We start from the raw sequence: 18,889 nt of genomic DNA, 5'->3' as shown, positions 1-18,889 counted from the left end.
CGGTCAGTCTTCGTCCTCGGGTAGCGTAACCAGGTTCTCTCGCCCGAGCTGGAGTTTCTCGACAGTCCCGTCGTCGGCCATCCGGCCGATGACACGGGACGTCTTCGAGGCGGACCAGTCGAACGTGTCGGCGATCGCTGCCTGCCGGACGCGGCCACCTGCAGAGTCGAGGAGGTCCAGCACTCGTTCGTCGTCGGTCATGACTGCTGTCCCTGGTGAGGACGAGTCGTTGGCTGGCATCTGGTCGTCTTCTGGCCCGGTGGAAGAAGGTTCGGTGATTCCCGTAGCGGGTTCCTCCTGGGGGTCTGCCTCGTGTGAATCGGCTGCAGTGGCGCTCTTCTCGCTGGTCTGGCGTCGATACAGTACGAGTGCCACAACTCCAACGAGCACCAGTGCAGCGAGCCCACCGCCGATTTCTGCAGGACTCAACCCGCCAGACGACTCCGGGTTCCGGTTCGGTGTCGACCCGGTGGTCGTCATCCCGTCTGCGGTGGTCGGTGCGAAGACGACACGAGGCTGCCCATCCGGGAAGTCCCTACGCCCGACCCACGTCACGACGCCAGAATTCTTACTGTTGGCCGCAGGCGTCACACTCTGAACTCCGTAATCTTCGGGGGCAGCGACCTGCAGGGTGTCATTCGATGCGATGAAGAAGCCACCCTGGAACACGTCGCCAACGACGAGTTCGTTGTCCCCAGGAGCGGCAAAGTTCTCCCAGGTGAACGTGTAGGTGACGATCCCCCACCGACGGGGGATCTCCTGGATGCTCGTACTCGCTGTGAAGTTCGTCACAGCCATCTCGCGGCCAGTCGCGTCGGCAGCGTTCGCGACGACGCCACTGATCCGGTCACGAAAGGGACCCAGATACCGGGCCGTGTCGTTCCGAAACTGCGCCTGAAATGCGGTGTACTCCTCGACCCGCTGGTCGGTATCCAGCCGGGTCCGTATCTGGATGGTCCAGTTCGCGGACCCGTCCGCGGACACCTCGATCCGCGTCACGGTGTTGTCCGTCTCAGGCTGTGCCTGCTGGCTCTGATTCACAGTCGCTGCACCAGTCGGGGGTGCTATCGCACAGGTCAGCAGCAGCCCGATAACGGCGACCGAGAGGACGGACACTAGTCGGGAATTCCGTGACGGGACCATTCGGCTACCGTCGTCTTCTCGCGAAAATCGCATAAGTCGTGCGCTTTCATCGGCTCTGTCACCTGCTGGATCGACAATCGAGTAGTGCCAGGCGGGGGAACCTGGCCCCCCGGCGGCACGACTCCTATCAGCCACGGTGATCGACGCAAATGCCGATACCCCCGTACCGAGTCTGATCTGGTGCAAACGAGTGCAACCGTGCGAAGCAGGTGCACTTTCTGTCATACTCTCCAGAATGTGGTCTACTTCCGAAACATCGGCTGAAGCCCCCAAATTCGTGGTTTTAGCGGATGAAAACGGATGCAAACGTCTGCAAGAGTCCACCAGACACCGCCAACATCTCACCGGTTTATCATCCCTGGGGCATGAGTAGTTGCTACGATGAATCGAACCGGAATCGCCGCATTGCTGCTCGCAGTGCTCCTCGTCGCGGGGACGGCTCTCCCCGCGATGGCACTGTCGACGAGCGCCGCGCAGTCTGCAGGGACTGGGAGCGCTTCGGACGCAGCAACGACGGCGGCACAGGCGGCCGCACCACAGAACAACTCCAGCGTGAACGTAACGGTCGGACAGCAACTCTCGACCGTCATCGACGTATCGAGCGACGAGGTCCAGACGGACTTCGAGAACACCGCATTCGAGTTCTCCTTTGAGCGCGGCGAGGAAGACGAGCGAGTCGAGGCGATCGCGGAGCGCACAGAGGAACTCCGCGAGCGTGCGGAGGACATCCGCGAGGACTACGACGACGCGACCGAAGCGTACCGGGAGGGCGAACTCACTGCGTCCGAGTACGCACAGGAGCTGGCGACGTTGAACGCGCGAGCGAGCAACCTCCTCGAGAGCGTCGAACGCCTCCAGAACCGGCGCGCGAACGTGTCCGCGTTCGAGCTTCGGGCTGCTGGCGTCAACCAGAGCGCGCTCCAGGACGTCGTCGAGAACCTCCGTAGCGTCAACGGGAGCGGTACCGCTGCTCTGTTGCAACAGTTCACCGGCGAGGCGCGCGGAGAAATCGAACTGGAGACTGCCGACGGCTTCTCGATCGAAATCGAGAACGAAGACGGCGAACAGTCCCGCGAGTTCGAGGCACCGCGCGACAACAACAACAGCATCACCGTCAGTCAGGCGAACGCCCTGGACACCGCTCGCGAGGCACTCGGCTCTCCCGAGACCGGGAACTGGACGCTTCAGAAGGCAAGCATCCACGAGGACAGCGGCTACCACAAGTTCGAGTTCGTCCTTACGGGGTCGAACAAGACGGGTGAGGCTGAAGTCCGCGTGGACGGCTCTACCGGCGACGTGTTCCGGCTGGAGTCCGAGATCGAGGTGCCTGAACGGGACGACGACGATGAAGACGGCGACGATGACGAGCGCGAGGACGGTGAACTGGCACTCCTCGTCAGTGATGGGGCCGCCGCCCCTGGCGCGACTATCACCATCACAGCCCTCGCCGACGGCGCACCCGCAGACGGCGTCATGGTTCACATGAACGATCGAGAAATCGGAACCACCGACGAGAACGGCACCGTGACCGTGACGCTCCCAGAACAGGGAGAGGTAGAATTCGAGGCCGAGCGTGGTGATGCAAGCGGCGAACTCGAGTTCGAGTTCGGTGACGGAAGCGAGGAGGACGACGAGGTCTTCCAGCGTCTGGCAACGACCGCGACCCTCGATAACGACACGGTCACCGTCTCTGTGAACTACGACGGGACCGGGGTCGCGAACGCGTCTGTGTTCGCCAACGACCGTGCCGTCGGAACGACCGACGCCGAGGGAACGGTGACGTTCACCCTCGACAGCGAGACTACCGAGGAACTCGAACTCGAGGTGGTCAAGGGCGCCTTCGAGGCCGAGCTTCGGTACGACATCCAGGATGGGTCGCTCGTCCTGACCGAGGAAGCGCACGAAGGTGACGGTGATAAGGCCGAGAGCGACGAGGAAGAGGAGGCTGAAGAGGTAGAGGACTCGGACGCCGACGACGGCGCAGAAGAGAGTGAAGACGACGAAGCGGAGGAAGAGGACGACGAACACGAGACCGAGACCGAATCTGAACCGGAGGAAGAAGACGACGAGCCTGACCACGACGAGTCCGAGGACGACGGGACAGTATAGCTCCGGTCACCGGTTCGGCCGCGGTATTCTCGCCGTGGTGCCTGCTGTTGATTCAACCGATATCCACACACCGTTTCCCTATCAATGACTTCCAAGAAAACAGACGAAACAACGCTATCCAGACGTCACGTGCACCTCTCGTGTGTGCTCCTCGCGCTGGTACTCCTCGTGACTGCGCCAGTCGGCTCAGCGGCGGGAGAGGACGCATCCAACCCACAGCAAACGGTTCCGACCGACTCCGCGTTCGTGGTTTCGCTCCACGAAGACGGGTCCGCACGGACGACGCTCGCTGTCACGTTCGATCTGACGACTGACAGTGAACGCGCTGCCTTCGAAGCGCTCCGTGCCAATACGACCGCCCGTGAACAACGGCTGAATCAGTTCGCTGACCGTTTGCGGAACGTCGCTGCCGGTGCCCAGACTGAATCTGGTCGTGAGATGCAGATTCGAGACCCCAACATCGCGTTCGTCACCGAGAACGACACCGGAATCGTTGCACTGTCGGTGACCTGGGAGGGCCTCGCTGCGCGTGAAGACGACCAGCTCGTGGTCAGCGACCCGTTCGATAGCGGGTTCGATATCGACCGAGCGTTCCGAGTCACCGGCCCCGCTGGCTACGAACTTGTGACTGTCTCACCGCCGCCGACGGCCAGGACCCAGGCCACTGCGACGTGGGCCGGAGGCACGTCGCTCGATGGGTTCGAAGCGCACTTCGTGGCCGTCGAAGACTCGACACAGTCTGGCACTGGAGCGGATGGGTCGGACGTCGGGTCCAGTGGGGGTGCCCCCGGATTCGGTCTCGGAATCGCTACACTCGCCATCGTGGCCAGTCTGGCGATTCTGAGCGCTCGCAACGTAACATAGGCCCTGTCCTCGTCTCTCGACCGGGCAGCGATACCAGGCGAACAGCTACTTTCTCTGGGGTCGTATCTTACGCTATGCCTGCGCAGCGTTCCTTCCCACCAACGAAACGGATTCATTGGCTTCACCGGGCCGTCGAGGCCTGGGTGGCGAATCCGGTTCTCCGTGCTGTTCTTCGGTCGCCGTTACACCGAACCGTCGACCGCTGGCTCATCCTCCTCTCGTACGCTGGCCGACAGAGCGGTCGCCAGTACACCTTCCCGGTCGCCTACGCTCGCGTCGACGGCGCACTCGTCGTGGTGACCCCGAAGGCCGAGAGCGCATGGTGGCCGAACTTCAACGACGGCCACCCCTGTTCCATCTGGTACAACGGCGAGGAGCGCGCCGCTATCGGGACCGTCACCTCGGGACCGGAGCGCCAGAAACTCCTCTCGGCGTTCGTCGACCAGCGACCCCTGTTGCGGCGTCTGTTGAAGATCTCGCGCGACGAACACGGCGAGTTCGACCCCGCCGGTGAGCTGGCCGTGGTCCGGTTCGCGTTGGGCCCCGCACAGGCACGGATTCCGCCAGGGCCGGTGCCCAACGTGATTCGCGGATTCTGACCAGACGTATCCGGCCACGACCTGATATCTTGCTGTACTATCTCGCCTGCATTTCTTCCCAACTGCCGTATTTTCAACCAACTTCGTATCTAAAGAGTAATATTTATCTCGGGCAGTCTGACTAATTTGCATGTGAGAAGTAACGGATTTAGAGCAGTTTTCGTCGTGATGGTGCTGGTCACGATGGCTGCCACGGTGGGCGGGACAGCGGTGTCGATGCCGATGCAGGAACAAGCGGAGTCGGTGGACGTGATCAGGTCACCGACGTATTCGGACGGTGAGGCACCGGAGGACAGTGTGTCAGATGTCTTCGCCTTCGGGAACGTCACGCTCGCAGGGGACAACGAGGTCACCGGAGCGCTGACGGCGGCCAATGGGACACCAGTCGATGGAGACACCGTCCAACTCGTCAATCCAGGCGGGCGGTTTACGCTCAATCAAACCAACGAGACCGGCGACTTCACGTTCTCGACCGAGGAGAACGGGTCGCACGAACTCACCTACCATCAGGACGGCTACGGTTCCCTGGCACCCGCCGATGGGATTCCGGACGTCTACACATTCGGTGACGTCGAGGTCTCCGGTGACACCGACCTCGGGACTCGTTCGCTGCCCGCCGGGCACAACCTGACGGTCCAGCTTGAGTACCCGAACGGCACGCGCATCGCCGACGCCGAGGTGCGCATTATTCACGAACGTGGTGAGGGGCACGTCGGGGCCGAGCGGACGACCGACGCGAACGGCACGGTCGACATCGAGGTCACGGGCGATATCCGCGTCTACGTGATTCCGACTGACCATCTCGATTACGAGAGCACAGACGTGACGATGACCGAAGACCGAACCGTGACTCTGACTGTCGACCCGCAGGTGCAGGTCAACGGGACGGTCACGGACCACACCGGCGCGACGGTCGAGAACATGTGGCTCTACTACGCGGGCGATGGCTCGTACGACTCGAACGTGACCGACTCGGAGGGGCGATACACGGTTGCCGTCCACCCGAACAAGAGTCACTTCGTTCGTCTGGAACAGGGACGGGCCGAACCTACCCCGTTCCCCGACGATGGCGTCCCCGGTGTGTATGTCACGGACCCGATTGCGGTCGGTGACGGCGGGACCCACGACATCCAGCTCCCGAAGGGACACGACCTGAACGTCACGGTGCAGAACGAGAGTGGTGTAGCCATCCAGGGTGTGAACCTCAGTGTCGAGGCGGTTCGGAACAACGAGAGGACGAGTGCCCCCGGGACGACCGACGCGAATGGCATGTTCGTTCCGAATGGGGCGACCGACCCCGGTATCGAGGTGAATGGCTCTATCGCGGTCGACATATGGGACACGCCTCCGGGGTACGGTGAGACAGAGGTCGCGACGAACGTCACAAACAGCACGAACCTCACCGTGACGCTCCCCAGTGCGATGACTGTCACCGGGACCGTCGAGGGCGCGAACGGGACGCCCGCGGCTTCCGACTACGTTCGCATCTCTCATCTCGAGAACAACAACGGCGAAACGACCTGGACGGATTCGAACGGGACATTCTCCGCCGAGGTCGCCGATAGTGGTTCCTACGAGGTCGAGTTCCACCAGACGGCCGAGCAGGGCGACCACGCCGAGAGCTTCCCGCAGGACGGTATTCCGGACTTCTACTACCTTGGCGTCGTCAGTGAGAGTGACCCCGCGCTCGGGACGGAGACACTGCCGAGCGCGAACAACTTGACCATCCGCGTCGTGGACCAGTCCGGTGACCCACTCTCGGGGATTCGCGTGGGACTGACCCACGAGTTCCCGAACATGAAGGGCGGCTCGACCGTCTACACGGAGACTGGTCCAAACGGGACGGTACAGGCCGAGGTCGTCGGACAGATCGACTTCTACGCGAACGGGAAGGACCAGGGCTACGATTCGAACGGGACCCAGGAGACCGTCAGCTGGGACGAGACGGTTACGCTGACGCTCAGGAAGACGGCCGAGGTCTCGGGACAGTTCGAGTACGCCGACGGCACCAGCCCGTCGGGGTCCATGGTGACGCTCCATGGCTCTGAGGACGTCGATATCGAAGGCCTCAGCAACGATGGGTCGTTCACTACTGAGGTGGTGGCGAACGACTCGTACGAACTCGAGTTCGACCAGCGTGACCTGGACTCCCCCGACCGGTCCTACCCGAAGGACGGGCAGCCCGACCTCTACGTGTTCGAGGACGAGGCGGCCATCGGGGCGTCCGACACCGACATCGGTACCAGAACCCTTCCGACAGCGCCGCATCTGGTCAACGTCACCGTGACGGACGAGAACGGGAACGCCCTCGCGGACGTCGACGTCACTGTCGAGTACGAACGGAACGGGTCGGCGGCGAAAGCTAGTGGGACGACCGACGACAACGGCGTCGTCCATCTGCAGGATGGCCCCGCCGGCATCGAACTCGCGTCGGGGAACCTCACCATCGGTGTTCTGTCACACGGTCACCCGTACGGGTACGAGACTCGGACGTTCACTATCGACGGCGACCGGAACATCACCATCCCACTGGGGAAGAACTACTCCGTCTCCGGCCGGTTCGTCGACGAGCAGAGCACGGTCCTGACCAGTGGTGAGCTCATCGTCCGCTCCGACGAAGGCAATACACTGGTGAGCCAGCAGACCGACCAGCAGGGGCGATTCAACATCACTGTCCCCGCCGGCGACTACACCATGCTGTTCGTCCAGACCGGCGGCGAAGCCGGTGCCGGTCCCCTCGACGGACTCCCAGACATCTACGAGTTCGAGAGCCCGTCCATCTGGAGCAATACGTCCTACGGGAACGTGACTATCCCCGACGGGCACGTCGTTGACCCGACTGTCGTCGGCAAGGCCGGTGAGCCGGTCGAGGACGCGACCGTCTGGTACAACTCCAACGCGTCCGGTGACGAGTACGCACTCCCGTTCACCATCCAGACGCACGCTGACGGCCGCATCCACGCCTCGGGTGACATCGACGACCCTGCCGGACTGGAACTCGCCGGTCCAGTTGAGTTCTCTTTCGAACCACCGGAAGGCACCGACGACTTCGGTTTCCGGTGGGAGCACCGAGACATCTCGGTCACCGAGAACCGGTCGTTCGAGCTCACGCTACCCACACAGGAGGAGGCGGCCATGACGACGACCTTCAGTGAGCCCATTGACAACGGCACGCTCTCCGCGGGAACCGACGTGACCGACATCACGGTGGACTTCACTGCGGTCGATGCGAAGGTCACTTCGGTCGCTGCGACGTTCGACGGCCAGCCTGCCACGGCAGAGCTGACCAGGGACGGTGACACCATGACCTACTCCGCGACGAATCTCTCGGACGGCTCCTCGTATTCGCTCGTCGTGACGCTCACTGACTCCCTCGGCCGCACCCTCAACAAGACGGTGAACTTCACCGTGGCTGGTGCCGGTGACGGCGGCAGCGGTGGCGGGGGTAACCAGGGCGGCGGTGGCGGCGGTGGTGGCGGTCAGGGCAGTGGCTCGGCTGGCACCATCAAGATTGCTGACTGGTCCGTCTCGGACTCGACTGTCGCCCCCGGTGAGCAGGTCACGCTCACCGTCACGGTCGCGAACAACGCCGACAGCACGAAGACCATCACCCCCGCGCTGTACGTGGACGGCGAACTCGTCGAAGGCAAGCGCCTCTCCGTGCTGAAGGGCATGGAGCGCACCGTCGAGTTCACCTACCGCTTCAGCGAGGAGGGAACGCACAGCCTCAGTCCCGACGGCAGCGACTTCGAGTTCGTCACCGTCGAATCGGCGGGCGAATCGACGACCACGACCGCGACGCCGACCACGACCGACTCGACGCAGACCACGACCGCACCGTCGAACAGCGACGACCCGGTGACGACGACCGAGTCGACCACCGTGGCCGACACCACGACGGAACCCCCGGCAGAGGACGACGCTGACGACTCCGGAAGCAGCTCCTCGATACCCGGATTCGGTCTCGGACCCGCGCTCGTCGCCCTGGTCGCGGCGGCGCTGCTCGCGATGCGTCGGACCAACTGAGCGCAGGACGACCTGCGTTCATCACCCGATTCAAGCGGACGGCCTGAAGGGTGGACCTCGTTTTTTGCTCGCGAACGAATTCTGCTGTCGTACTCCCGGTCATCTACAATACTCGCGGGCGAAACACATTTTAGGAGGCTATCGAGAGTACTGGTATCACTACGATGGATCGTCGTACCTTCATTCGGGCGCTTGCCCCTGTCTCGCTTGCAGGCTGTCTTCGGCTGGAAAGTGACACCGCGGATGTGGCGGGTGGTACTGATACGGAATCGTCGACGCAGACGTCGAAACAGACGACCGCGATGACGGAGCAGACGACTGCGACGACGGAGCAACCGACAGACCGACCGACTGAATCGACGACGCAAGAGGAGTCAGATGGAAGCGGGGACCAGCCGACACTGTACGAGGTCCAGGTCGACTGGGAGCACCTCGAATCGACGCTCGAGACGGCGTCGAGTTCGACCCGATTCGCTGGTGCGAGTGCCCCGGGTGTCGCAAATCAGGTCTATCTCTCGCACGTCGCCATCAGACTCCGATATCCAAGCAACGGTGCGGTATACTCCAAGGCAGTCCAGCGGCAGAGCGACGAGGACGTGATTCAGATGGTGGTCCCTGCCACCTCGAAGGCGAACCTCGCCGTCGTGGCCGTGAACAGCGGTGGCGACACGGGTACTCTGGAGGGGGTCGCGAGTTTCGAGGGGTTCAGCATCGAGGAGAGTGCGACGACACAGATGAGCACGAAGGCGTTCGAATGGCTTCCCGCGGAGTGGCACGTTCAGTCTGCGTTCGCCGACGCGTATCAGGATGGCACCTTCACCGTCGACAAGGACGAGCAGCACTTCGACATGGGATACGTTGCCACCTATCCGTTCCCGGGGACTGACCTCGGGTACGGGGACCTGCTCATCCAGCTGCAGGGGCACGGTGGCCCTGGGAAGAACCTGGACGACTACCACGAGTATTTCATTCGGACCGACAACCCGTCTCCCGGGACAGCCTCCGAGTCGGAGGTCCGGTTCCAGCCCGTGTTGGCCAGTGAGAAGTTCAATCTGCCGTCTGGGCAATACCGGATTCCACCCGAAGGAACGTTCACTATCCGCTGGCGGTGAGGCGAGTCGGCGGTCGAGTACACCAAGAAAACTTGCGACCGTTGCCCTGGGAACTTTACGTCCTGCATGGGTCTGTTGTACCGTGACAGATACGTTCGGTCCCCGGCAGGAAGCGATACTCTCCGCGTGGAAGCAGACAGTTCCCGAGCATCCCACTGGACCGGGATACGACCTCTCGGAATCGAACCGGACCCGCGTGTGTACCGAGCGTCTGGACGAGTTCATCGAGAACCCATCGACAGAGACCTTCGAGGAACTGTGGGACCTCGACGCCCTCTACGAGTCGCTCTCTCCGAACAAGAGCCTCGCCCTCGACTCCTTCTGGGGGTCGGTCGAGGAGCTCGCCGAGCTGTTCGCCGAGGTGCGCGACGCCGAGACGTACGAACCGGCATGGGAGCGGAAGTTCCAGTGGTCGCAATCGCTCTGGGAATTGTACGGGCGAACCCACGCCGAGACCAGTCCCATCCCGACGAGCCAGGCCGCGAGTGGGCTCAAGCAGTTCGGGTTCGCGGGCGGCAACACGTACGAGAAACGGGTCGACTCGCTCGAACGGTTCGCGGAGACCTACCGTGAACGCGTCGGCCACGTGACCGCCGGGACCGACCACGAAGTCCCCGTCTGGGTCGAGATTGACGAACTCCTTGCGCTGGTGACGACGGTCGACCCCGAGACCATTCGGGCAGAGGTGGACGGCCCGCGCGGGCCGCTCTACCGGTCGCTCGACGGGTACGGTTCGTCCGGGAGCACGGAGACGAACCGGCCGATACGGCTCGACTACGAGAAACTGGCTCCCGCCATCGACGGCCACCTCGCCGCGCGCGAGTCCGGAGCGTACCAGGACGAGACGACCGAGCACTGGGGCGGGACCCACATCGAGTCCTGGAAGTGGGCGTATGCGAAGTATTTCGAGGAAACGATTCGAGAGAAGTACGATATCACCGACCTCGACCCCGAGGAACTCGACTCGTTCTTCGCGGACCTCGACGTGGGGATGGAGCCGGTCTCGTCCGTCCTGAACCACATGATGGGCCGGTGGGGCGCGTCCGACTGGAACGCCGTCCGGAAGCACTGCCTCGAGAACCCCGAGGAGGGCGCAGCAGTCATCTCGGACCTGTTGACCGAGGACGCACACGTCACCGACCGGCTCGGCGCACTCCAGAACTTCTGTGCCCCGCTCGACGTCTCCCCGGGGAACCTCATGCGGTTTGCGAGCACGCTGTTGATGTTCGCCTACCCCGAGGACTACATCACCTTCCAGTACAGCCGCTTCGACTCCTTCTTCGCGGCGAACTCCTCGGTCGACGGCCTCGACACCGGCTTCCGGCCGACCCAGTACTGGCAGGTGGTCCTCACCTGTCGCGAACTCCGTGACGTGCTCAGGGAAGAACGGCCCGACGCCGACATGATCGACGTGCACACGCTGGTGTACGTCTGGAACGACTGGGCAGACGAGTCGGACTGAGCCTGTTAGCAGCCGATTTAGGACTCTATTCGTCTCCAGCCTCGACGAGCACGACCGGCTCTTTCTGCAGCGCCGGCCAGACGGCCAGCACCGTCCCGGTGACGACCAGCACGAGACTGGTCACGACCGACAGACCCAGCGTCGAAACACCGAGTTCAACGGGTGCGCTGACGCCGTACACCCGGAGCAACCCGAGCTGTTCCAGCGCGAGCACAGACCCCGTCCCGAGTGCCAACCCCAGCACGGTCGCCACGCTCCCGACCCGGAGTCCGTCACGGACCACCACGCCCAGGACCTGCCGGCGACTCGCACCGACCGCCCGGTACAGCCCGAGTTCGCGGTACCGGGCCTGGACGCTCCGGGCGAATGCGGCCGTGGTCCCACCGACGGTCATCACGCCGGCGAACACGACGAGGGCAGCGACGATTATCTGGACGTTCCCGAAGACGGTCGCGACGGCCCGCCCGATACCGGTCGTCCCGGCCTCGGTCGCGCTGTGGGAGGCGATTGCAGACGCGAGCCGAGCGTCGCCCTCGACTCGGAGCGTCGCGGTCGCCAGTTCCTCGCCGTCGCTCACGGCGGTGAACTCGTACGAATCGGGTGCCAGCCTGCCGACCGAAACCGGCACCGTCCGGGATTCACCGGGGGCGAGGGAGACGGACACCGACCGCGTTCTGCCGGGATAGTTGAGCAGGACCGTCCGGGAGAGCGTCTGGTTCCAGGGGTTCGAGACGGTGAGGCGGCCCTCCACCTGCGAGAGCGGAGAGGCGGCCGCAGGAACGTCCCACGAGGCGACGAGGGAACGTTGCGCACCAGTGGCGACCTCGAGCCGCTGCGTCGTCGCGTAGTCCCCGCGAGCGACTTCCACGTCGTAGGTTCCCGTCGATGGGACCGAAAGCGACACCACGCCGTTCTCGTCAGACTCGTACGTCTCGCTACCGAGGGTCACCGTGGCCCCTGCAACGGGTGCGCCGTCAGCCACTCCGACCACCTGGACGCGGATGCTCGAATCGGGTGGCGCGACCGGGGGAAGCCCGCGGATGGTGACTGCATCGGCGGGCAGCACCTGCACCGTCCTCGTGCGGTCCTCGACGCCGACGGTCACCGACCCGGTCTCGGTCGCTTCGAATCTGGTCGATACCGTCCGCGAGGCGAACGACCGGATCGATACCGTCCGGTCGACCGATTGTCCATCGATGGTGAACGTCACCGTCCGCTCCACTGTCGAGGTGGTCGGGTTCAACACCGTTGCGGTCACCGTGACCGTCGACCCGACCGTCGTCCGGTTCGGCGCACCGAGGTCGACGACCTGGACCTCGTCGCCGCCCGGGGAGGCGTCCGGTCGCTCGGACAGCCGGATGAAGTTCACCGAATCACCGCGCTTCGTCGAAAGATGACGAGCCGTCGAGAGCGAGACGAGCAGGTGGTCGTCGAAGTAGCCCGGTGCCTCGTAGGTCCCCACCACCGACACCGAGGTGAACGCGGGTCGCGTGCTCCCCCCGAGCGTCACCTCGTCACCTGGCTCGACACCGAGTGACGCGGCGAGGTCCGCTCCGATGACGGCCTCGCCCTGTGTGGTCGGCCGGCGGCCGGCGACGAGGGCCGCGTCGCTCACCGTCGCGAACTTCTCGTAATCCGCCCCACGGACCAGCACGGCGGTACCGTCGACGGTCGAGAAACCCAGTATCTCCGGGCTCGCGGTAATCTGGTCCTGAGATTCGAGCACACCGGCGTAGTGTCCGGGGACGTCGCTCGCGATGGGATGCGTCGCGCCCGGTTCGGTAACCGTCGCACCGTCACCGCCCGCGAGTGGGCCGAGTGCTCCGGCGAACGAGGTCACGAGCAACAGCACGGCGACGAAAACGGTCAGGGCTCCGGCGGCAGGCACCACCCCGCGCCAGTCGAACAGTTCCGGTTCGAGCGTTGCAGGTGCGAGACTCGTCAGGCGACCGTCCGAGTAGTCCTCGCCCGTCTCGGCGTAGGGTGCGCCCCTGACTGCCGGAAGCGTCGCGAGTATCCCGGCGATGCCACCACTGGCGAAGACGATGCCGTACCCCTGCAAGAGCAACACCGCGGAACGTGCCGAGACGCGCATGGAGAGGGAGGTCGGCAGCCCGAGGAACACGCCCACGTTCGCGGCCAGGTTCACCCCGATGACGCCGACCGAATACCCCAGTGCGATGCCGACCGCCGTCAGCAACAGTGCCCGCCCGCCGAACAGTGTGAGGACCTGTCGCGGGAGCGCACCGAGTGCCCTGACCAGCCGTATCTCCTCTCGCCGGTCCCTGACGGTCATCCTGACGACGCTGTAGACGATGACGCCCACGAGGATGGCGACACCCACTGCCCCGGCGAACAGCAATCCGACGAGCGAGCGCGTCCCGGCGACGAAGAACGCGAGTGCACCGAGCACCGGGGATCCGTCGGCCGGGACGGTCGGCGTCTCCGTCTCGATTCGGTACCCGTCCCCGCCACCGACCTGGCTAGCGAGCGTCTCGTTCGCCACATACCACTCCCCGGGTATCGCTTGCTGCCCGGCGGACCGCGTCTGGAGCGAGACGGTCGTCTCGGTCCCGTCGCTCGTCACGACAGTCACGTTGCCAGCCGACCGCCCTGCTCCGTCAGTTGCGACGGTGACACCGGCCCCTGGTGGCGGCGGCACGACGATATTCGAGGCTTGCAGGCGCTGAACCGTCTCGTTCGAGAGCCCGACGAGCGTCGCGTTCGTCCCGTCGACCTGGATCGTCCCTGCGGGGATGGCGACACCCTGCTCCGTGGCCGCGCCACCAGAGACGTGTTCGACGCTCGCTGGGGTTTCGAACTCGGCGGCGATGGCGGTCGTCTGCGTCGAGACGGCCGTCACGGCGAGCACCGTGCTCGTAAAGAAGGCGACGGTGACCGCGATGGTGAGAACTGCCAGCCGGTCGCGTCGGGTCCACCGCGTCAGAACGAGCCGTCTGTATTCCATCAGGAGGTAGGGCCCTTACTCGTCTGCCGTCGGCGCGTCTCGCGTCTCGTCACCGAACTGGAAGCCACTGACCTCCGGCGGCGCGATGCGGTCGAGCACGTCCTCGACGACGTCCTCCGCATCCACGCTCCCCAGGTCTGCCTCGGTACTGAGCACTATCCGGTGCCGGAGCACGGGCTTCGCCAGCGCCTTCACGTCGTCGGGAATCACGTAGTCCCGACCCCTGATCGCGGCCCGCGCTTTCGTCGTGTTCAGGAGTGTGATGCCCGCACGCGGTGAGGACCCGACGTCGACGTTGTCGTCCTCACGCACTGCCCGGACCACGTCGAGGATGTACTCCTTCACCGACGACGCGACGTGGACGTCCTCGACGACCTCTCGAAGTTCGAGCACGTCCTGCGCGGTCAACACCTGTTCGACATCTCGCGCACCGAGCTGTGCGTCGTCGTCGAACCGGTCGAGCAAGATTCGCTCGTTCTCACGGGTCGGCGTATCGACGACGAGCTTCAGCTGGAAGCGGTCGCGTTGCGCCTCGGGCAGGTCGAACGTGCCCTCCATCTCGATGGGGTTCTGGGTCGCGATGACCATGAACGGCTGTGGGAGGGGTAAGGTGTCTCCCTCGATGGTCACCTGGTTCTCCTGCATCGCTTCGAGCAGTGCGGACTGGGTCTTCGGCGTCGCCCGGTTGATCTCGTCGGCCAGCGCGAGGTTGGAGAAGATGGGACCACGCTGGAGCTGGAACTCACCGGTTCCCTCACGGAAAACGTGGGTTCCCGTGATGTCCGCGGGCAGCACGTCGGGCGTCATCTGGATACGGGTGTAGTCGAGGCCGACCGCCCTCGCGAAGGCGTTCGCCGCGGTCGTCTTCGCGACGCCCGGGACGCCCTCGACGAGGACGTGTCCCCGAGTGAACAGCGAAATTGTCAGGTACTCGATAAGCTCGTCGTTGCCGACCAGAACGGTAGATATCTCGTCGCGGAGGGCGGCGTAGGCGTCGGCCGGGTTATTCATCGTTCACCGTATTTTCGGATGGCCTGTTAATACTTTTCGCGACACGGCGGACACGTTCGCGTTCCCACTCCGGGTGCCGGCGTTCCAGCAGGTCGGTGATGGACGCCTCGTCGAGAGTGACACTTGTGATCGATGGCGACTCCCGTCCCCACGGGACCGGAACCGATACCGGGAGCCCACGAACGGCAATGGTTCCACCGACAAGGAGCAGGAGACCGGTCACGAGCATGGCCAGCGCCGAGTCGGCGAGCAGGTGCGTGAGCCTGACCAGTGGCGGGAGTTGCCCTGCGTGGGAGTAGTCGAAGAGGACCGTCTCGGACTCACCCACGATAGCGGAGAGGAACGCCCGGTTGTCGCCCCGGTCGAGCATCGTGTTGATGAACACGCTCGGGTCGGAGACGACGACCACCTGTCCCTCACCGACGGACTCGGTGACGACGACGGGATAGCTGGCAAGGGTCTCGTTGTCGTCGAGGGCTTGGTTCCCGTTCGCGTCCAGATACCCGTACGGGGAGCTTCGAACGAGAACGGTGCTCTCGGCTCCGGGGTCGACGACCGTCGCGTAGTTCAGTGCGAGTTCGTCCACGTCAGCCACGCGCGAGTCGTCACTGACGTTCGTCGCTAGTGGCATCGCGGGGGATTCCGTGTACTGCTGTTCGTCACGGAGTGTCGTCCCGTCGAGCCGAGAAGTAGCTCCGATACCCGAAAGCAGGGGATTGACGGTCCCACCGAAGTCACCAGCCACGACCAGTGTACCGCCGTCCCGGACGAAGTTCCTGAGGTCGGCCTCGGCTGCCGGGCCGTAGTCGCTGGTCGGCGAGAGCACGAACGCCGTGGTCTCGTTCGCGTCGAGCGTCCCGTATTCGCTCGTCTCCTGCGCGACGACGACCGTCCTGTCCGTCTCTCCCACGATAGTCCGTGCGTCCTGCAATCCGTCCCACGCGGGGTTGTACGCACCGAAGGCGTCCGCGGACGTGACGCCTGCCCAGAGTCCTGCCCCGACGAGCAGGACCAGGAGACCGGCGACCAGGAGTTGCGGGTACCGGACCGTCCGGCCAGCGAAATGCACTCAGAACACCCCCGGCGGGAGGATGGCCAGAATCCGCCGGATCACGATGTAGGCGAAGACGACCAACCCGAGTCCGATGAGCCAGCGCAGGCGCTTGCGCCAGGTCGGCGTCACATTGATTGCAGCTGTCAGTTCGGTCACGACCAACACCCCGATGAGCGAACAGACGAAGAAGAGCTCGTACTCGAGCGCGCCCAGCAGCGACAGCGCGAGTGCGCTGGCGAGGGTCCATGCGAGGGTCGCATGGACGTACCGCTGGCGACGACGAGTTGTCATTGGTCGCCGATTGTGCGGGGGCGCTCAAGAAGATGTTGGCTCGCCCCCGTGCCTGCTGTCAGTCTTCGATGTCGTTCCCACAACCTCTGCAGACGTTCGGTTGCCAGCCGACCGTCTGGACGATCGGCTTCTCTTCCTCACAGTGCTCGCAATACTGAGTGTTCATACCTGACATGTTTCCCCCACCACAACCCCAATGTGGTTGACGTGATAGTAGCGAGACATTCATAGTATATAGTTTTTGGCCATGCGTCCCAATGCATTTCGCAATCTTCTCCGGGAAAGCAACGAACGTATCCCGCTCCTCTGCAAAGCAGAGTCCGATGTGGCCCTGGGGACACGCTGCGTTCGGCTATCTCGCTTATCGACTGCTACCGACGAAACGGAAGGCCCACGAGTCGGTGCTGGTCTTACTCGTGTTGCTCGTCGGGACTCAGTTGCCTGACCTCGTCGACAAACCGCTCGCCTGGTGGGCGACGATATTGCCGACGGGCCGGAGTTTCGCGCACTCCCTTCTGACGCTGAGCGTCTTCATCGTCCTCGCGTACGCGGTCGCTCGGCGGTACGACCGTACCGACCTCGCGTTTGCCGCGTCGTTCGGCTACGCCTCCCACCTCGTGGGCGATTCACTCAACTCGCTGCTCAAGCTCCAGTTCGCCGACCTCACGTTCCTGCTGTGGCCGGTGCTCCCTTCGCCCGACTACCCCACGGACAAGAGTTTCACCGCTCACTTCCAGAACCTCTCGTTCTCGGGGTTCACCATCGTTGGCTTCGTGCTCTCTGTGCTCGCGCTCGCGGTCTTCGTCCGGACCGAGTTGAACCGACGGTAGCCCGGGAGATCTCGCGTGGCGTGGCTCCAGTATTAATACCCTTCGTGCATTCTTGTTGAAACGTCTATAGTTTAGTGTTGCCCATCGGGCCCACTTGTTAGTTTACTGAAATAGTCGATGGTGAGCAACCCCCACACGTTATCTCCGACCCCACCGAACCCCGGGACATGTCAGACGATAACACGTCGACGCCGTACGGTCGGTTCCGCCAGACGACGGTGTACACGACCGGGATGCTCACCGGCGAGACGCCCGAGATTCCGCCCGCGTACGAGGCGCTGAAGCAGCGAGCAGCGGAGGAACTCGAGGGCGAGGCCTACGACTACGTCGCCGGCGGTGCAGGCTCTGAGTCGACGAAGCACCACAACCGGGTCGCGTTCGGGGACTACCGAATCGTCCCGCGGGTGATGCGGGACACCGCCGAGCGTGACCTCTCGGTCGAGGTATTCGGGCAATCGTTCGACGTCCCGGTGTTGCTCGCGCCCATCGGTGCACAGGGCATCCTGCACGAGGACGGCGACCTGGCCAGTGCTCGCGCCGCGGCCCGGCTGAACATGCCCTATGTCTGCTCGACCCAGTCGTCGGAACCGCTGGAGGACGTGGCCGAGGAACTCGGTGACACGCCGAAGTGGTTCCAGCTATACTGGAGCGAGGACCGCGAGTTGACAGAGAGTCTCGTTCACCGGGCCGAAGACTCGGGGTACGACGCGCTGGTGGTCACACTCGACACGCCCCACCTGGGCTGGCGCGAGCGCGACGTGAGCCGCGGCTTCCTTCCGTTCCTCGCCGGCGACGGTATCGCGAACTACGCCTCGGACCCGGTGTTCCGTGACCGGCTCGCCCAGCCCCCGGAGGAGAACGAACAGGCTGCCGCACAGGAGTTCGTCGAGGTGTTCTCGAACCCGTCGCTGACGTGGCCCGACCTCGACTGGCTCGCGGGCCAGACCGACCTGCCCATCGTCTGCAAGGGCATCTTGCACCCGGACGACGCGGAGCAGGCGGTCGAACACGGGGCGGACGGCGTGGTCGTCTCGAACCACGGCGGGCGTCAGGTGGATGGTGAGGTCGCGGCGCTCCGCCAGCTCCCGACCATCGCGCGTCGAATCGGGGGCGACGCGACCCTCATCTTCGACTCGGGTATCCGTCGGGGTGCCGACGCGGTGAAGGCGCTGGCCCTGGGTGCTGACGCGGTCATGCTCGGCCGCCCCTACGCCTACGGGCTGGGCATCGACGGGGAAGACGGCGTCCACGAGGTCCTCGAGAACTTCCTCGCGGACTTCGACCTCACGGTGGCACTCACGGGACACGATACGGCCGGCGAGTTAGACCGCGATGTCCTGGTGGAAGCGTAGGGGCCGCGGGTCCGACCTGGTGTGCCCCACGGTATCGGGCGTCGACCGAAGGGCCTATTTAATTCGAC

The 18,889-nt window shown here is 64.2% G+C and carries 13 protein-coding genes; 8 read left to right on the top strand and 5 right to left on the bottom strand.

Annotation, left to right across the window (positions count from 1 at the left end; translation table 11 throughout):
• Window positions 1-3: 3 nt before the first annotated feature.
• Window positions 4-1,041 (bottom strand): hypothetical protein, encoded by a 1,038-nt coding sequence (locus tag N6C22_RS19080; protein WP_261652791.1) that lies wholly within the window; start codon window positions 1,039-1,041, stop codon window positions 4-6.
• Between the two features lie 483 nt (window positions 1,042-1,524).
• Between N6C22_RS19080 and N6C22_RS19075 the strand changes: the two genes are divergently transcribed.
• The 6 genes from N6C22_RS19075 (at window position 1,525) to N6C22_RS19050 (ending at window position 11,315) form a co-directional block, all read left to right on the top strand.
• Complete coding sequence (locus tag N6C22_RS19075) at window positions 1,525-3,252, top strand: hypothetical protein (protein WP_261652790.1); 1,728 nt, start codon at window positions 1,525-1,527, stop codon at window positions 3,250-3,252.
• Between the two features lie 438 nt (window positions 3,253-3,690).
• Window positions 3,691-4,116, top strand: a complete 426-nt coding sequence (locus N6C22_RS19070) for a hypothetical protein (RefSeq protein ID WP_261652789.1) — start codon at window positions 3,691-3,693, stop codon at window positions 4,114-4,116.
• A 74-nt stretch (window positions 4,117-4,190) separates the two neighbouring features.
• Window positions 4,191-4,715, top strand: a complete 525-nt coding sequence (locus N6C22_RS19065) for a hypothetical protein (RefSeq protein WP_261652788.1) — start codon at window positions 4,191-4,193, stop codon at window positions 4,713-4,715.
• Window positions 4,716-4,898: 183 nt separating this feature from the next.
• Complete coding sequence (locus N6C22_RS19060; protein ID WP_261652787.1) at window positions 4,899-8,741, top strand: PGF-CTERM sorting domain-containing protein; 3,843 nt, start codon at window positions 4,899-4,901, stop codon at window positions 8,739-8,741.
• Between the two features lie 302 nt (window positions 8,742-9,043).
• A complete protein-coding gene (locus tag N6C22_RS19055; protein WP_261652786.1) occupies window positions 9,044-9,853 on the top strand; it encodes a hypothetical protein in 810 nt (269 codons plus the stop codon).
• 82 nt (window positions 9,854-9,935) lie between these two features.
• The gene (locus N6C22_RS19050; RefSeq protein ID WP_261652785.1) at window positions 9,936-11,315 is read left to right on the top strand and encodes a hypothetical protein; all 1,380 of its coding nucleotides are present in this window, start codon (window positions 9,936-9,938) and stop codon (window positions 11,313-11,315) included.
• A 25-nt stretch (window positions 11,316-11,340) separates the two neighbouring features.
• Here the strand turns inward: N6C22_RS19050 and N6C22_RS19045 are convergent, their stop codons facing one another.
• From N6C22_RS19045 to N6C22_RS19030, 4 genes are read right to left on the bottom strand one after another with little or no spacing between them, the layout of a single operon-like run.
• Window positions 11,341-14,283 carry an FtsX-like permease family protein gene (locus N6C22_RS19045; protein WP_261652784.1) on the bottom strand — a complete coding sequence of 981 codons (2,943 nt, stop codon included), beginning with the start codon at window positions 14,281-14,283 and terminating at the stop codon, window positions 11,341-11,343.
• 15 nt (window positions 14,284-14,298) lie between these two features.
• Window positions 14,299-15,294, bottom strand: a complete 996-nt coding sequence (locus tag N6C22_RS19040) for a MoxR family ATPase (RefSeq protein ID WP_261652783.1) — start codon at window positions 15,292-15,294, stop codon at window positions 14,299-14,301.
• Window positions 15,287-16,363, bottom strand: a complete 1,077-nt coding sequence (locus N6C22_RS19035; RefSeq protein ID WP_261652782.1) for a DUF4350 domain-containing protein — start codon at window positions 16,361-16,363, stop codon at window positions 15,287-15,289. Before N6C22_RS19035 ends, N6C22_RS19040 begins: the two co-directional genes overlap by 8 nt.
• Window positions 16,364-16,639, bottom strand: a complete 276-nt coding sequence (locus N6C22_RS19030) for a hypothetical protein (RefSeq protein WP_261652781.1) — start codon at window positions 16,637-16,639, stop codon at window positions 16,364-16,366.
• A gap of 257 nt (window positions 16,640-16,896) precedes the next feature.
• On the opposite strand from N6C22_RS19030, the gene N6C22_RS19025 reads away from it, so the two are divergent.
• Both N6C22_RS19025 and N6C22_RS19020 read left to right on the top strand, forming a co-directional pair.
• Window positions 16,897-17,469: a metal-dependent hydrolase gene (locus N6C22_RS19025; protein WP_369684454.1), complete on the top strand. Its 573-nt coding sequence runs from the start codon at window positions 16,897-16,899 to the stop codon at window positions 17,467-17,469.
• Window positions 17,470-17,636: 167 nt separating this feature from the next.
• Window positions 17,637-18,821, top strand: a complete 1,185-nt coding sequence (locus N6C22_RS19020) for an alpha-hydroxy-acid oxidizing protein (RefSeq protein WP_261652780.1) — start codon at window positions 17,637-17,639, stop codon at window positions 18,819-18,821.
• The last annotated feature ends 68 nt before the right edge of the window (window positions 18,822-18,889 follow it).

This window comes from Haloarchaeobius sp. HME9146 (assembly GCF_025399835.1).
Classification (GTDB): domain Archaea; phylum Halobacteriota; class Halobacteria; order Halobacteriales; family Natrialbaceae; genus Haloarchaeobius.
Note: the sequence above shows the minus strand (reverse complement) of the source record. Positions and strands in the feature narration are given on the sequence as shown.

Coding starts and splice junctions, on each gene's coding strand:
- N6C22_RS19055 (WP_261652786.1), top strand. CDS start 9,044: ATGACGGAGCAGACGACTGCGACGACGGAGCAACCGACAGACCGACCG.
- N6C22_RS19075 (WP_261652790.1), top strand. CDS start 1,525: ATGAATCGAACCGGAATCGCCGCATTGCTGCTCGCAGTGCTCCTCGTC.
- N6C22_RS19065 (WP_261652788.1), top strand. CDS start 4,191: ATGCCTGCGCAGCGTTCCTTCCCACCAACGAAACGGATTCATTGGCTT.
- N6C22_RS19020 (WP_261652780.1), top strand. CDS start 17,637: ATGTCAGACGATAACACGTCGACGCCGTACGGTCGGTTCCGCCAGACG.
- N6C22_RS19030 (WP_261652781.1), bottom strand. CDS start 16,639: ATGACAACTCGTCGTCGCCAGCGGTACGTCCATGCGACCCTCGCATGG.
- N6C22_RS19040 (WP_261652783.1), bottom strand. CDS start 15,294: ATGAATAACCCGGCCGACGCCTACGCCGCCCTCCGCGACGAGATATCT.
- N6C22_RS19070 (WP_261652789.1), top strand. CDS start 3,691: ATGCAGATTCGAGACCCCAACATCGCGTTCGTCACCGAGAACGACACC.
- N6C22_RS19045 (WP_261652784.1), bottom strand. CDS start 14,283: ATGGAATACAGACGGCTCGTTCTGACGCGGTGGACCCGACGCGACCGG.
- N6C22_RS19025 (WP_369684454.1), top strand. CDS start 16,897: ATGCATTTCGCAATCTTCTCCGGGAAAGCAACGAACGTATCCCGCTCC.
- N6C22_RS19060 (WP_261652787.1), top strand. CDS start 4,899: ATGGCTGCCACGGTGGGCGGGACAGCGGTGTCGATGCCGATGCAGGAA.